The organism is Asanoa sp. NPDC050611, assembly GCF_040654855.1.
Classification (GTDB): domain Bacteria; phylum Actinomycetota; class Actinomycetes; order Mycobacteriales; family Micromonosporaceae; genus Asanoa.
Map to the genome: position 1 here is coordinate 1 of NZ_JBFAIU010000039.1, position 14,980 is coordinate 14,980.

A 14,980-nucleotide genomic window follows, 5' to 3' on the forward strand; every position below is an offset into this window, starting at 1 on the left:
AGTGGCGGTGGGTCGTCGTCTGCGATCTCTGCCATGCCTATCGTGTGGAAGATCGCGCCTGCTGCTCGCTCGATGGCTTGGAGGGTGGGTAGGTCTTCCGGTTGGGCAGCTCGGATCCGCACCCAGTCAATTCTGAGGGCGGCTCGTTTCACGTGAAACCGAGTTAGCGGCGGGGGGTGGGTGGCGCTCGGCTTGGTGGCACGGTCCTTGGGTGCGGCCCGGGAGCGATGGTTTGGGGTTTGACCGTTGGGATTTGAGGCTGGTTCCAAGCTGTCTTGCTGTGTCGCGGTCGGTGTGGCGGAGCGGCTTCGCGCGGGAGCGGTGTTCGTGGTGCACCCGCGTCAGCCTCTTGCCGGCGTTGTTTCCCGGCGGCGCGGCGGTGCGGGCTCGCGCCCATCGTCGAACAGGCGAGGCACGGGTGGGGGTCTCGACCTGGACGTTGCCATAGCGGTGGCGGCTTGCACGTACCAGCGCAGGAGTGGCTACCTCCAACTGCTTGCCCGGTGCGGCTGGCGAGGTGAGTCGGCGGCAGGTTCAATCAGGCACCGCCGCATCGCTGCCGGGCGGTCGCCTGGGGATGCGGAGACCCACGGCGAACGGGACGGGGGTGCCGTGGGGCGTCCGCCGGCAGGCCACATGAAGGGTCGACGAGCGTGGCGGGACGCAGTGCCACTTCTCAACCGGCCGGCACCGTCTGTGGCAGTGCCGGGCGAGGACGCTGGCATGAAGCTGTGGACCGGTGGCTGGGAGACCCGCCCATCCGCGGTGTGATCGCCTGGTGCCGGGGGCAGCGGGCCGCGCGAGGCGAGTCAGTGTTGGCCGGGGAGCCATCCGGTTCCACGTGAAACTGCCCCCTCCGCAAGCATTCGCCATCGTTCGCTTTCGGCCGGGGTGGCGACTGGGAAGAAAGTTGACGATTGCCCATGCCGGGGGCAACGAGTCTGGGCTCGGATCACTTCGCCGGCGAATCGGCTGGAGTCCACGGAGGACCCGGGCGAGCTTCGGGCAAGGCTCTGATCCCAGTGGGGTCGTCAGAGTTCAAGGCTCGGTAGGGCATACCGCCGAAGGCACGACACGGGCCTGGCCGCAAACCAACGAACCATCCCTGGTCCGGATCGGACTTGCCCGCGTCTCCGCGAGTTGAGGCTTCTATAGGGTCGATGGCACGGCTCCGACAAGACGGCCTGATCCAGCCGGCGACGAACGCGGCGTCGAACCGCGGCCAGAGCCCGTCCGGGCGCCGTTCGAGATCGCGGGCCCAGGCCTCCGCCGTCTTCGTCGAGCCGAGGAAGTCGACGGCCGCCCGCTCGTCGGGAAACGGGACCGGCCACGAGGCGACGGAGGCAAAAGTTGGCGAGGTCGAGCCGCTCGGCGAGGTCGCGACCGGCGCCGGGCCGCGTCGCGACGTCGTCCTTTGTGGGAGGGGCTGGCTCCGGCAGAGCAATGCCGGCCGGCGACGGACTGCTGCGTCCCGAGCCAGTAGCGCCGCTCGCACGTCTACGAGCGAGCGCGCTCGGCGCGGCCTTTTTGCGGGCTACACCGACCGACCGACGCCACGCGCGACTTTCGATCTCATCGGCAACGCATGCAAGAGCGCCTGGCTCGATGGCCGAGCTGGGTAACCGGGACGGCCGGTTGCCGGAACCAGCCCTCAACAAATCGGCAGCGCCCGTTTCACGTGAAACATCGGCGATCTAGAGCCGCATGTCCGTGGTCGATCCGCCGTCGACGCCGTCCCGAGAGCGACCGACCGCGGGCCGCTGCTCGCGTGACGCGGAGCTCCGTTGCTCAACAATCGGCAAGCAACAGCGTGCCGTGCGACCGGGAGACCCCAGTGCCATCGCAGGCGGCAAGCGCCCGGACGCGTCCGCAGCGCCGGCGGCCCGCACAGCAGACGCACGGCGCCTCGCCTCGCGGGGCACCCGCGGCCGTCGAGCCAAACTCGCGAGGTTTGGCGGAGCCCCCGAGCGCCAATCGGCGCGCTCGACGCACGACGTCCTAGCCGCGCCAACCCGATACGCGCTAGCGCCGACGACGTGCTGTGCCACGCCGCCACTCGATCGCCTGAGCCGATAGATCGGCAACGGGCGGGGGTGAGTGAGACGCGAAACAAGCGGCATAGCAATTCACCGAGCTAGCCGCGCGGGGGCGCCGCGGCGCGAGCGCTTGTGTAGCTGACATGCCCCGGCGCCCGCCCGGCCCGGAGCTTTTGTATGGCAGCCTCGGGTTGCCGTAGGGCCGACTGACACGAGCGTCCGGCTTGCGTGGCCGGCACGGTTCAAGCGCGTGCAGCAAGCCGACGCTTGGACGGCGGCATGACCGAACCCGTTGCACCGCACGGACAACGCCCTGCGCCCCAACAGACGCACAGGCGCCGCAGCGTGACGGAGACCGTTGCACCCAAGCCGCAACGCCCCTGCGGCGCGGCAAGTTCAACAGAGCAGGTCCCAACAGACGCGATCCGCCCAGCCGCGGCCGCAGGATGCCCAACCGTCGCTGCCTCGCAGCGGCAGCGTCATTTCGCAGCGCACGCACAAGGCCCCGTCGTCTGGCCACGCTGATGCCCCGTGGCGATAGCTGGGGTGCGGCGGGCTGGCCTCCGCACCGGATGACCGCCGCCACGGGCCTACCTCCGCACCCGATGACCGCCGCCACGGGCCTACCTCCACACCCGATGACCGCCGCCACGGGCCCGCCTCCACACGGGTCTGGTCGCCGCACGGCGAGCCCGCGAAGTCGACTCGTTCCGCGCGTTGCCTGGGGAGGTCACTGATCGCCGCCGCAAGCGCCCCGCCCCGCCGCCGGTATTCATTGGGACGTGCTCACCGCCACGGAGATCGTCTCCCGAAGCGGCTGCCTTTGCTCGGGGGTTGCCATGTCCGATGCGGCGCTGCTTGTCACTGGCGTGGGCGCCCCGGATCGGAGCTATCGCGTGATTGCGTAGGGGTGGCACGACGTTGGTTTCACGTGAAACATCGCGTCAGTGCCAACTGCGAAGGACTCGTGCTTCGATGAGCTGAAGCCAGCGCGCGGCATGACCCATCGGCCACCTCAGCGAACTTCCGCTGCGGTGCGATCCGTGGTGGATGTCAATCGCGGTCGAGCGCGCTCGAACATCAACGGGGACGCCGATCTGAGATCCACGGTTGGACGGTTCCCGTCATCGTGCCCGGCTCAGTGCCGGCAGTCCCACGGACCAGGCCGGAATGGCTACGTGCTCGGGCCAGAGGCGCCCGCTGACGAGGCCGCTCGCTTCCCGCCGGTCGACTCGCCCGCCGGTGCTTGCCGGGCCCCCGGGTCGGCTACCCGGTAGGGAGAAGGGACATCGACGGCGAGGCGTAGGGCAATGTCGTGCAGCCGCGGCCAGCTAGGTCGGACGAACCGCAAGGACGCCGTCGGCCGACCTACTCACTGCGTTTGTCCGACGGCACTCAACAGGAGTGCAACTGTTGCGTCGCTAACGATCTACCGCACTCCACAAAGGACGGATGCGACCGACACAGAGCCGATCACGGATCAGGCGCCCGGGATGTCGTCAGAAAACGATGGCCCGGCTAACGCCTGCCCGTGCTGGCGGGAGATGCGGTGGATCCGTCTAGGCAGTGCAGCGCCTGGCGGTCGACCGCGACCCGGCGTCGAAGCTCCTAGCCCGGCGATTCCCGGCCACGACCGACGCGGACCCGTGCACGTTTCAGTGACGTCAGATGAGCTCGCCGCCGAAGTCCACCACGGGCCAGCTGCGCTGCGCGAGGCTGGGGTCAGCAGTCGTCCGCCCAGAGCCAGACGCGCACAGCGGGCCAACGACAGCAGCCGAGGAACGTAGGCGGCCACGGACGTTGCTCGACGGGCGCAGGGCCGCTGGGTCACCCGTCGCCCTCCGACGGTCGCCGTGTCGCCCGCCTCGAGGCGGCCTACCCCCATCACCGGCGCCGACAGTGCGGCCCGGCGAGGCCCGGTCGCCAGTCGCGCTGGGCGTCGCTTAAGGACGCGGATGCGAGTCATCCCCTCCCGCGTCTCGGTATCACGAATGCCTGCGTTGACCCGCGATGACAGCAGCATGCTTGTCTGTTCGAGGTCGCGATGCAACTGCCCGGCCGTACCAACCACGACATCACCGCAACGCTGGTGCGGGGATCCGCGCCGAACGATGGCCGCGGCAGGGACTGCAAGTGCGGCGAAGGCGCCGCACCCCTCCCGGGGCGAGCGAGGAAGCTGGCTCACGGTCGGCGTTCGCCGGCTTCCTCGTCACAAAGTCCGGCGGCCAGAGACCAGGAAGCGGGGCGGAAGACGGCACCCATACACCTCGCGGTCCCTGCCAGCGCTCTGCCGACAAACGCACGGATCGAGCGCCCAAGGTCCGCCCCCGGCACCGATGTTTCACGGGAAACCAAAGAGCGCACCCGATCCACACGGACCCGGTGCGCTCTTGACGTTCGAGGGAAAGCTACGAATTGGCAGGCTTCGATGGGCCGACAACGACCACGGGCGCTGAACCACGCTCCGCAGCTGCCACCTCGATCACCGCGACGGGCTCGCCTGCGGCGCCCGAAGTGGTCCGAGCAGGCGCCGCAGCCGCAGCCTTGACGGCCGGAGACGCCTCACCCTCGACCCGGTCGGCCTCCGCTACCTCGGCAGCACCCGGGCGCTCCGCCCCACGGGCCGGCTCAGCCACGGCCTCCGCCGACGCAGCATCCGGCACGCCCTCCGGCGCCTCCGCGATCGCGACCGACAACGGCTCCGCGGCGGCCTCCGCAGCAGCAGCGGCCACCGCGGCCGGCGTCGCCTGTGGCGTCAGGCTCGACGGCGCCTGCCACTCGATGTGCGGCGGCTCCGCCAATGGCGTGCCACCGAACTCCGCCAGCCACGCCGCTACCAACGCCAGGTTCTCCCGCCACACCGACTCGGCGATCGGCGGGAGGATGTCGTCCCACAGGGACAGGAAAGTCCCGCGCAGCTGCAGCTGCCCGTACGGCCGCGCCAGGAACCACATGTGCAGGTGTGCCGAGCTGTCGCCCCACCGGTTCACGTGGACCCGCGCCACCCCGTCCAGCGACCGCACCGCGCGCTCCAGGCGGACAGTCATCACCCCGAGTTCGGCGGCGAGCAGGTTCGGTAGATCGCCGAGGTCCAGGTGCGATCGTGCCTCGAGGATGAGCACCATCGGCAGGCCAGTCGGCCGTTCCATCGCGCGTACGCGCCACCGTTCGCTCACCCAGATGTAGGCGTCGTCCGGGGTGTTGCAAGCGACGCAGTCGGCTGCGTCTTCGCCCTTTCGCCGGGGCTCGGCGTCAACGGGTTCGGCGAGCTTCTTGACGCGCAGATCGCCCTCGAACGGGAACGAAGGCCACTTGGTGTATGCGGGGACCGAGTCGGCGGAGTGAGGCACGAGGGTGACCCTATCGGAGGATGCGGGCCTCCGTCCTTCCCCATTTCGGGCGGTCGAGGCCCGCTCCGCACTCGTTCATCCACAGGCCAATAACGCCTCCGACACGGGGTTTCGCTCTTTCAGAGGGGTGCCTGTGGACAACGCCTGTGTAAAACTTCTGGCCGTCAGTGAACCCCGTTTCACGTGAAACGGCCGCGAACCCGAATGGGGTTCGCGGCCGTTTCGGACGCTCGTGGGTCACTCCGCGGGAGGCGCGTCGCCCATCCCGATGATCCCGACGATCCGCTCGAGGTCGTCGACCGTCGCGAACTCGATCGAAATCTTGCCCTTGTTGCGGCCGAGCTCGACCTTGACCCGCGTGTCGAAGCGGTCCGACAACCGGTCCGCCAGATCCGACAGCGCCGGCGCCACCGCCTTGACCCGACGCTTGGCCGGGGCAGCGGGCTTCGCCGGACCGTCCGCGAGCGCGAGCGTCACCAGCTCCTCGGTCGCTCGTACCGACAAACCCTCCGCCACAACCCGATGCGCCAGTTCCTCCTGGGTCTGCGCGTCGTCCAGGCCCAGCAGCGCACGCGCATGCCCGGCCGACAACACCCCAGCAGCCACCCGCCGCTGTACGACCGCCGGCAGGTTCAGCAAGCGGATCGTGTTGGAGATCTGTGGGCGGCTCCGGCCGATCCGACGCGCCAGCTCCTCGTGCGTCGCACCGAACTCCTCGAGCAGCTGCTGGTACGCGGCCGCCTCTTCCAGCGGGTTCAGGTTCGCCCGGTGGATGTTCTCCAGCAGCGCGTCCCGCAGCATGGCGTCATCGCGCGTGTCGCGGACGATCGCGGGGATGGTCGAGCGGCCGACCGCCTGCGCGGCCCGCCACCGCCGCTCACCCATGACGAGTTCGTAGCGCCCGGCCTCGTCCGTCTCACGCACCACGATCGGCTGCAGGAAGCCGACCTCCTGGATCGAGACCTTCAGCTCGTCCAGCGCCTCCTCGTCGAACACCGACCGCGGCTGGCGCGAGTTCGGGACGATCGCGTCGACGGGCAGCTCGGCGAACCGCGCACCCGGAACCGGCGCCAGACCTGGATCCGGGTCGCTCGCCGTCGGCTGGGCAATCTCCGCGGCTGGCGCAGGCTCATCCGCGGGTACGGGCGGCGCCGGCGCCTCGGCCGGAGGAGCGGACACAGGGGCGGGCGCGGGCGGCGCACTGGCTACCGGCGGCGCCTCCGGTTCCGTCTCCACCGGCGGCGGCGGTGGCGCGACGGCAACGGACGACGTCGGTGCCTGAGCCGGAGCGGTAGGAATCAGGGCCCCGAGCCCGCGTCCAAGACCGCCTCTCGGACGGTTCTTCATGCCTTGCCTCCCTTGACGCCACGCTCAGCGATCTCCTGGGCCGCCTCGAAGTAGCTGGTGGCGCCACGCGACCCTGGATCGTAGGTCATGACCGACTGGCCGTAGCTGGGCGCCTCGGAGACCCGGACGTTGCGGGGGATGACGGCGCGCAGGACCTTGTCGCCGAAGTGGTTGCGCACGTCCTGTTCGACGGCGTCGGCGAGCCGCGTGCGGCGGTCGTACATGGTCAGCAGGATCGTGGAGACGTCGAGCGTCGGGTTCAAGTGCTGGCGTACCAAGTTGATGTTGTTGATCAGCTGGTTGAGCCCTTCCAACGCGTAGTACTCGCACTGGATCGGGATCAGCACCTCCTGCGCGGCAACGAGCGCGTTGACGGTCAGCAGGCCGAGCGACGGCGGGCAGTCGATGAAGACGTAGTCGAACGTGCCGGGATGCGCGGCGATCGCCCGGGACAAGCGGGACTCGCGCGCGACCACGGAGACGAGCTCGATCTCCGCACCAGCAAGATCGATTGTCGCGGGTACGCACCAGAGGTTCGGGATGCCCTCGACGGCCTGGGCGACGTCGGAGAGCGGCACGTTGTCGATCAGGCAGTCGTACACGTCCGGGATGCCCGCGTGATGAGGCACGTTCAGGCCGGTCGACGCGTTGCCCTGCGGGTCGAGGTCGACCACCAGGACGCGGTTGCCGTGGAGGGCGAGGCCGACCGCCAGGTTGACGGTGGTCGTGGTCTTGCCCACGCCGCCCTTCTGGTTGGCGACGCACATGATCCGGGTGTGGTCCGGCCGGGGCATGGTGACTTCGCCACTGGGGTTCAGGATCTGGACGGCGCGTAGCGCCTCCATCGCCAACGGCGGGTCGTCCTCTTCACGCGTGGGTGTTTCACGTGAAACGTACGCGTCGGTCACCGCTTCCTCCGGGGTCGCCTCGGGCGCAACGGTGGGCGTGGCGGGCCGAGGTGGTGCGGGCCGGGGCGGGGCGACATCGACCCGATCCGTGCTGGGGGTGGGTTGCGGCCGTGGGGCCGGAGCGGGGGAGCGCTCGACTACATCAGGCCGGCCCTGATAGACGGTGCCGCCACCGTTCTCCGGGCTAGAGAATGGTACGGCTAGGGGCACCACAGGTGCTGACCCGGATCCGTCGGCTGCGCTGGCTACCGGCTCGGACTGTCCACTCGCGACACGCGGGTGGGGCAGGCCGGCGTCGGGGCCTGCCGCACGCCTACCCACCGCCCAACCATCGGGCCCGGTTTCACGTGAAACATGAGGCGCTGTCGCGCCGGGGTCGCGGTTGTCGTTGTCATGCACGGTGTCGTCCCTGTCCGCTCGGGGTGTATCGGCTTCGCCGAAGCTCGAGGTGGTCGCCTGTGGCGGCGACGTCGTCCCAGCCGACCCAGCCGGGGCGGTGCGCTGCTGCTCGGCCGGCGCGGGCGAGTGCGTTCCCGCCGCCTGTTCCGCACTACTGCCGCGCGGCCAGCCTACGGCCGAACTCTTCTCGTGGCCACGGCTGTTCGGCTCGTCGGTGCTTTCGATACCCGAGTGTGGAGGGACAAACACCAGGAACCCGTCAACGAGTCGCAGGTAGCCGCCCCGTCGCGGCGTCGCAACCGGCGGCCAGCCCGTACCACCCACCGGAACGCGACGGGAACCTGACACGCTGCCACGCCGGTTGCCGGCCTTCTCGTTCAGGTCCAGGGTCTCGTCCACGTCCGGCTCCGGCGCGCTACGTGGCGCCTTGTTGGCCGGCCGCGGTGGCCGCGCCCCAGCCTCGCCAGGCCGCTGATTCACCGCCTTTCGGCGCATGTCGGACGAGGGCGCCTGCCCGGCCCTGTTCCCGCGCTGCTGTGCCGGTGTGGACTGCGACGCCGCCGAGCGACGAGGCGATTCTTCCTGATGAGTTTCGTTAGCCCGTTCCACGTAGTTAGCCGCCTTACGCCCAGCCCCGCCCGTTGTGTTCCGGCGCTCCGACGCCGCCGGCTCATCGCCCCGCATAACCGAACCAGACACCGCAGAACCTCGACTCGAATCGCGCGATCCTCTGCCCTTACTTGGTCCACCCGACTCGTTCTTCGACGGAGTCGGGCCGTCATCAGTCCCGGCCCGCTGGCGCCGAGCAGCGCGGCGCTCAGCCTCGACCGGTGGTATCTCGTCAGGTGTGGACGTCGCCGGCTCGGGGTCCCGCCTGGTCTTGGATTTCGCTCGCTTGTTGGCAGGCTGAGCGCTGGCCGTAGCGACGGCGGACGCGGCCGTTTCGCCGTTACGCCCGGCCACAGACCGAGTCCGCTTGGTGGCAGGCTGAGCACTAGCCGCAGCGACAGTGGACGCGGCCGGCTCGCTGTTGCGACCCGCGCCAGGCCGAGCCCGCTTGGCCACCGGCTGCGCACCTGCAGTGTCGGCAGCGGACGACGCCGGTTGACGGTCCCGCGCCACCTCGGACCCCTCCGGTGCGCCCCCAAATTGAGCGCCAGCCAGGGAGGCCGCAGACACTGCTTGCTCACTGCCGCGGCCAGCCCCAGGCCGAGCCCGCTTGCCCACAGGCCGCGTACCCGCACTGGCGGCACCTGACGCCGGTTGACGGTCCCGCCCCGCGGACACCTCCGGTGCGCCCACAGGTTGAGCGCCGGCCAGGGAAACTGCAGACGCGGCTCGCTCACCGCCGCGCCCAGCCTCAGACCGAGCCCGCTTGCCCACCGGCTGCGTACCAGCAGTGGTAACAGCAGACGACGCCGGTTCAGGGCCCTCTGTCACCGCGGACCGCTCCCGCTTGCCGGCGGGCCAGCTATCAACAGCCAGGGCAGCAGCGGATGCGGCCGGTCCGCGGGTGCGTCGCGCCGCGGACCCGTGCACGGTGACCGCTGACGCATCTGACACGAAGTCAGGTGCATCGTCCGGTGGGCTAGCAGGTGCCGGTGGTACGCCGCGACGCGCGCCAGGTGTGCGCTTGCGCGGGGCCGTGGCTTCGGCGGTCTGCGTTGCTCGCGATGCGGACGCCGGTCGCTTACCCGCTGCAGTCGATGGTCGGTCGCCGTCAGCGCCCGAGGAAGAGAGATGGGGCAGGGCTGGAGGTTTCTGAGGTGCTGATTCGCCCGCAACGGACTTCCGGCGCGCGGCGGTCGGTGCTGCGTCGGCATCCGCTCGCGATCGTTGCCGGTTCACGCGATTTGCGCGCGGTGCCGGGTCCTCGGGGGCGACGGGCTCGGCGTTCCGCATACCGCGACTCCGCGTGGATGCCGTACCACCCGACTGCGCTTCGACAGCGGACGTTGCCGCGGAGCCGCTGGCCGATGCCGACGCTTCCGCCTCGATCCGGGAGCCGCGACGACGTAGCGGGCTCGCAACCGGCGACCGGCCCTTACGCTCGCGGGTAGCGTCCTCACCTGATGCGGCCGCGACCGACGTCGGGTCGACAGGCACCTCGTCACGGTGGCGCCCACGAGAGCTGGGCAACGGGTCGGCGCCTTCCGCTCGGCTCGTCAGGGACGACCCGGTGTCGGGTCGGGTGACCGCCTCGCCACTCTCAACGGGCAGCACCGACCGAGGGGACCGTGTAGCGCGGCGCGCCGGCGCTTTCTCGTCGACCCGACGAGGTGCCGACTTCGGTTCAGAGACTGGAGCCTTGCTTGCAGTCTTCGACCCCGCCCCGTCGCGCGGATGCGACGTGCGCGAGGGGACCGAACCAGTGCGCGCGGCCTTTGCACGACCACGAACACCAGGCCGCGCCGGCTCAGCCGACCCCGCCCCCTCAGCAAGCAGCGGACTACGCGACGACACAGAACCACTGCCCGCGACCTTGACACGACCACGAACACCACCAGGCGGTGCCGGGTCGGCCGGCGGCGATCCCGCCCCGCTAGAAGCCTGCGGGCCCAGCGACGGAGTGGATCCAGCCCGCGCAACCTTGGCACGACCACGAACGTTTGAAGGGGCCGACTCAACCGACGGCTTGACGCTCCCCGGCGCGCCACCCGAGAGCCGCTCCTGCGGGCGGCGGGAAGACGCCGACCCGTCGCTGCGCTTCGCGCGACTAGAAGCACCCGAGGACGCCGGTTCGACGGAGGAGGCACCGTCTGTCGCAGCGGGCTTCGCCTTCACGCGCGCTGCGGGCCGACCATCGCGCGGACTGCTCGACGTTGCACGGGCCCCGGCTTCGCTCGACGAACCCGACGATGCCCGGCCCCGCACCGCCGGCCCAGGCGGCGCCGCGTCAGTCGGCTCGGTAGGTGTCGTAGAGACACCGGAGCTCGAGGGAGCTCCGCGGCGTGGCCGCTTCGCCGCAGGGGACACCGACGACCCGTCCGTTGTGGCAACACGGGACCTTGCGGCACGAGCGGACGGTGCAGCACCAGCCGACGAGGTCGGAGCACCAGAGGCGGAGGGAACAGCGCCGCGGCGCGGACCCTTCGCCGCAGGGGACACCGACGACCCGTCCGTTGCAGCAACACGGGAGCTCGAGGCACGACCGGACGATGCAGCACCAGCCGACGAGGTCGGAGCACCAGAGGCGGAGGGAACAGCCCCGCGGCGCGGACCCTTCGCCGCAGGGGACACCGACGACCCGTCCGTAGCGGCAACACTGGAGCTCGCGGCACGACCGGACCGTGCGGCACCAGCAGACGAGGTAGGGGCAGCACTCCGGCGTGGCCGCTTAGCGGCGGTCGACGCCGGCGACCCGTCCGGAGCCGACCCTCCACGACCGGACCGATCACCCGACCCAGGTGGATCAGCCGAAGACGGCGGGGAAGAGGATTCAAACCCTGGTGCTGCTCCCCGCCGACCCATCTAACCCCTCCGCGTTCTCCCGCGCCCTCGGCCGCCGTCCGAACCGGAGCGACGGCGGTCCCGGCCCGCCGGCCGGGGTGTTGCCGGCTCGACTACGCGCTCGCGGACGATTTCCACGACGGTCGTCGGCGGGTCGACGAGGCCGACCCCGCACTGCCGGACGACCGGCGTGGCACCACCCAGTCGACCGATAGCGGTCTGGTGTTCCGCGATCTCGTCGGAGGCCGACGCGCCCTTGAGGGCGAGCAGCCGTCCGCCGGGTGCGGTGAGGGGGAGACACCAGCCGGCGAGCCGGTCGAGCGGCGCGACCGCCCGAGCGGTGACCACGTCGGCCGGGTCAACTGCTTCCCGTACCTCCTCCGCCCGGCCGCGGACGACCGAAACAGCGTCGTCCAGGCCGAGCTCGGTCACCACTTCCGCCAGGAAAGCGGTCCGTCGTGCCAGTGGCTCGACCAGGACCACGGAAAGATCCGGACGCGCCACCGCAAGCACGATACCGGGCAAACCCGCCCCAGACCCCACGTCAATCACCGAAGCGCCGGACGGGATCAATTCGGACATCACGGCACAGTTCAGCAGGTGGCGGTCCCACAGGCGGGGGGCCTCGCGAGGGCCGATCAAGCCCCGCACCACGCCGTCCGTCGCGAGCAGGTCGGCGTAGCGGGCGGCCGCCGGGAGCCGCGAACCGAACACCTCCGCGGCGGCCGGCGGCGGCGCGGGCGCGGGCAGCAGATCACTCAACAGCTGACTCCGGACATGGAACGGCCCGGGCGGCGTACCACCCGGGCCGATGCCAACGACAGCATCAAGAAGCCGGCCGCACGATGATCCGGCGGTGCGGCTCGACGCCCTCGGACTCGCTCTCCACACCGGCAAGGGCGTTGACCACATCGTGTACGCACTTGCGCTCGAACGCCGACATCGGCTCGAGGCGCACGGGCTCGCCGTACTCCTTGACCTTCTCGACCGCGTTCTTGGCAACCGCGGCGAGCTCCTTGCGACGGTTGGCGCGGTAGCCACCGACGTCGAGCAGCAGCCGGCTCGGCGAACCGGTCTCGCGGAAGACCGCCAAGCGGGTCAGCTCCTGCAGCGCCTCCAGGGTGGCGCCGCGCTGGCCGACCAGCGGCTGCAGGCGTCCGCCGACGACCTCGACCACCGGGCGGCCGCCGGACACCAGCTCGTCGATGTCCCCGTCGTAGTCGAGGATGTCGAGCAGCCCCTCGACATAGTCCGCGGCGATCTCGCTCTGCCGGAACAGGTCGTTGTCGCTGGTCTCCTTCGCCTCGCCGGCCTCGCCGGCCTCGCCGCCGGCCTCGGCACCCTCGTCCTCGGCGCCGTCCTCGTCCGCTTCGTCGGCCAGCTCAGCGGCCTCGTCCGCCCGCGCGGCAGCCTCGTCGTTCTCCTCGTCGAACGGCTGGTCGGTGCGGGGGATGCTGGTGTCGGTCACGGTGTCATCTCCGTATGTCTTCTCGCCGGACCGTCAGGTCCGTGGTCAGCCCGGGCGGTGAGCGAGTCACCGGCGCCGGGCACGTCTGTTGTCCGTGAGGCGCGGCCGGTGGAGGAGGCACCGGCCGCAGCGCTCACTTACGTTTCGCGGGGCGGCGGCCGCCGGCCTTCTTCGGGTTGACCGGTTTCGCGCCGGGCTTGGGCGCAAGGGCCTTGCCGTCGACCGCGGGCTTGGCCGGCTCCGCCGCCTGCTTGCCGTTGGCCTTGGCGTTCGACCGGGAGGCGGTGCCGCCGCCCTTGCCGACCGCCTTCGGGGCCGCGCCGGGCGTCGGGGCGGCGGCCGACTTGGCGGCCTCGGTGAGGCGGCTGAGCAGTCCACCGGACTTCTGTTGCGTCTGGGACTCGCGCGCGGCCGCGGCGGCCCGCGCCTTCTCGCCGGCCTCCGAGTAGCGGTTGACCGTGGCCGAGGTGCTGACCTTCGGCGGCGGGAACTTCCGCAGCACCCACTGCTGCTGGCCGAGGGTGAAGAGGTTGTTCGTGACCCAGTAGATGATCACGCCGATCGGGAAGATCGCGCCGGAGATCAGCAGGGAGGCCGGGATGCCGTAGAGCATGATCCGCTGGAGCATCCGCTGCTGCGGGTCCTCGGCCCAGCCGGTCTTGAGGATCATCTGGCGGCTGGTCAGATAAGTCGTCGTAATCATGATGACTACGAGGAAGGCCGCAATGATCTTGACCGTGGTGACGCTCGCGTCGAGCGCGGCGAGCTCCGAGGCGCTCGAGCCGAAGCGGCCGGAGATGGGCGCGGTGAACAGCGTCGCGTGCGAGGCACTGTCGAACTGCTGCGCCGTCCAGCCGTACAACTCCTTGGCCTGGTTGTTCGGGTTGAGGCGTTTCAGCACGTGGAACAGGCCGAGGAAGACCGGAATCTGGAGGAACATGGGCAGACAGCCCATGAGCGGGTTGGCCTTCTCCGTCCGGTAGAGCTCCATGATCTCTTTCTGGAGCGTTTCCCGGTCACCCTTGTGTTTCTCCTGCAGCTCCTTGACCTTGGGTTGCAGGGCCTGCATCGCGCGTTGCGACTTGATCTGTTTGACGAAGATCGGGAACAGGATCACCCGGACCGTGACGACCAGGAAGAAGATGGCGAGGATCCAGGACCAGGTGGTGCCCAGCACCGGGCGGTCCGGCACGCCGATGGCATCCCACACCCCGTGCCATTTCAGCAGGATCCACGAGATTCCCCAGTAGATCCAGTCGAGACTGATGTGCACCAAGGGCTCCCGTCACTCGGTCAGGGGGTCCGCCGCGCTGGCGGGGCGACGACGACCTGGTTCCGGCACCGGGTCGTAGCCACCGGGGTGGAAGGGGTGGCAGCGCAGCAGCCGCCAGATCGCCAGACCGGTTCCACGGATCGCGCCGTGCCGCGACACCGCCTCCAAGGCGTATGCGCTGCACGACGGATAGAACCGACAGCGGGCCGGCAGTGCCGGGCTTATCCAACGACGGTACGCGATGATGCAAAAAGCCAGTACGCGGGCGGGGATGCTGGGCTTCTTGGGTGTCGTGTTGCTGATGGTTTCCTGAGGACTCACGACACCTCCCGGCCCTTCCGCGGGTTTCTCGCCGCCGCGATCGCCTTGTCAAGATCAATTCCGAGCCGCTGGTACGAGCTGTCGGCGGCCGCGGGCAACGCCCGCACTACCAGCGTGGATCCGCCGGGCAGAATCGCCAACCGCTCGCGTGCCAGATGCCGCAACCGCCGCTTGACCTGGTTGCGCACCACGGCGTTGCCGACGGCCTTGGACACGAAGAAGCCGGCGCGCGCCGGTGGTGTGGCGGATGCCGCACCAGGGGCGGACGCCGGCTGGTCGAGATCGTGTGGGGAGGGCAGCGTGAGGTGGACTACCACCGCGCCGCGGCCGGCCCTGCGGCCGGTGCGAAGAGCGGTGGTGAACTCGTCGCGGCGCCGGAGGCGCTGCGCGGCGGCCAGCATCGCTGCCCTACTTCCATCCCGGTGCCG

The 14,980-nt window shown here is 70.2% G+C and carries 8 protein-coding genes and 1 pseudogene; all 9 read right to left on the bottom strand.

Going from position 1 to position 14,980, the window contains the following annotated elements; translation table 11 throughout:
• Positions 1 to 1,210 precede the first annotated feature (1,210 nt).
• Positions 1,211 to 1,336 (bottom strand): annotated as a pseudogene (locus AB0H87_RS09020) (alpha/beta hydrolase); the annotation flags it as partial.
• A gap of 3,108 nt (positions 1,337 to 4,444) precedes the next feature.
• Positions 4,445 to 5,386, bottom strand: coding sequence for a hypothetical protein (locus AB0H87_RS09025; protein WP_360141911.1), 942 nt, complete (start codon positions 5,384 to 5,386; stop codon positions 4,445 to 4,447).
• A gap of 237 nt (positions 5,387 to 5,623) precedes the next feature.
• Positions 5,624 to 6,733: a ParB/RepB/Spo0J family partition protein gene (locus AB0H87_RS09030; RefSeq protein WP_360141913.1), complete on the bottom strand. Its 1,110-nt coding sequence runs from the start codon at positions 6,731 to 6,733 to the stop codon at positions 5,624 to 5,626.
• Positions 6,730 to 8,040: an AAA family ATPase gene (locus AB0H87_RS09035; RefSeq protein WP_360141949.1), complete on the bottom strand. Its 1,311-nt coding sequence runs from the start codon at positions 8,038 to 8,040 to the stop codon at positions 6,730 to 6,732. Before AB0H87_RS09035 ends, AB0H87_RS09030 begins: the two co-directional genes overlap by 4 nt.
• A gap of 3,471 nt (positions 8,041 to 11,511) precedes the next feature.
• A complete protein-coding gene (rsmG, locus tag AB0H87_RS09040) occupies positions 11,512 to 12,255 on the bottom strand; it encodes a 16S rRNA (guanine(527)-N(7))-methyltransferase RsmG (RefSeq protein ID WP_360141951.1) in 744 nt (247 codons plus the stop codon).
• A gap of 61 nt (positions 12,256 to 12,316) precedes the next feature.
• Entirely contained in the window at positions 12,317 to 12,958 is a 642-nt protein-coding gene (locus AB0H87_RS09045) for a R3H domain-containing nucleic acid-binding protein (protein WP_360141915.1), read from the bottom strand.
• Positions 12,959 to 13,091: 133 nt separating this feature from the next.
• On the bottom strand, positions 13,092 to 14,225 hold the full coding sequence (gene yidC / locus AB0H87_RS09050) for a membrane protein insertase YidC (protein WP_360141953.1): 1,134 nt from the start codon (positions 14,223 to 14,225) through the stop codon (positions 13,092 to 13,094).
• A gap of 18 nt (positions 14,226 to 14,243) precedes the next feature.
• Positions 14,244 to 14,534 (bottom strand): membrane protein insertion efficiency factor YidD, encoded by a 291-nt coding sequence (gene yidD, locus AB0H87_RS09055; protein WP_360141955.1) that lies wholly within the window; start codon positions 14,532 to 14,534, stop codon positions 14,244 to 14,246.
• 14 nt (positions 14,535 to 14,548) lie between these two features.
• Positions 14,549 to 14,953: a ribonuclease P protein component gene (gene rnpA, locus AB0H87_RS09060; protein ID WP_360141918.1), complete on the bottom strand. Its 405-nt coding sequence runs from the start codon at positions 14,951 to 14,953 to the stop codon at positions 14,549 to 14,551.
• Positions 14,954 to 14,980 lie beyond the last annotated feature (27 nt).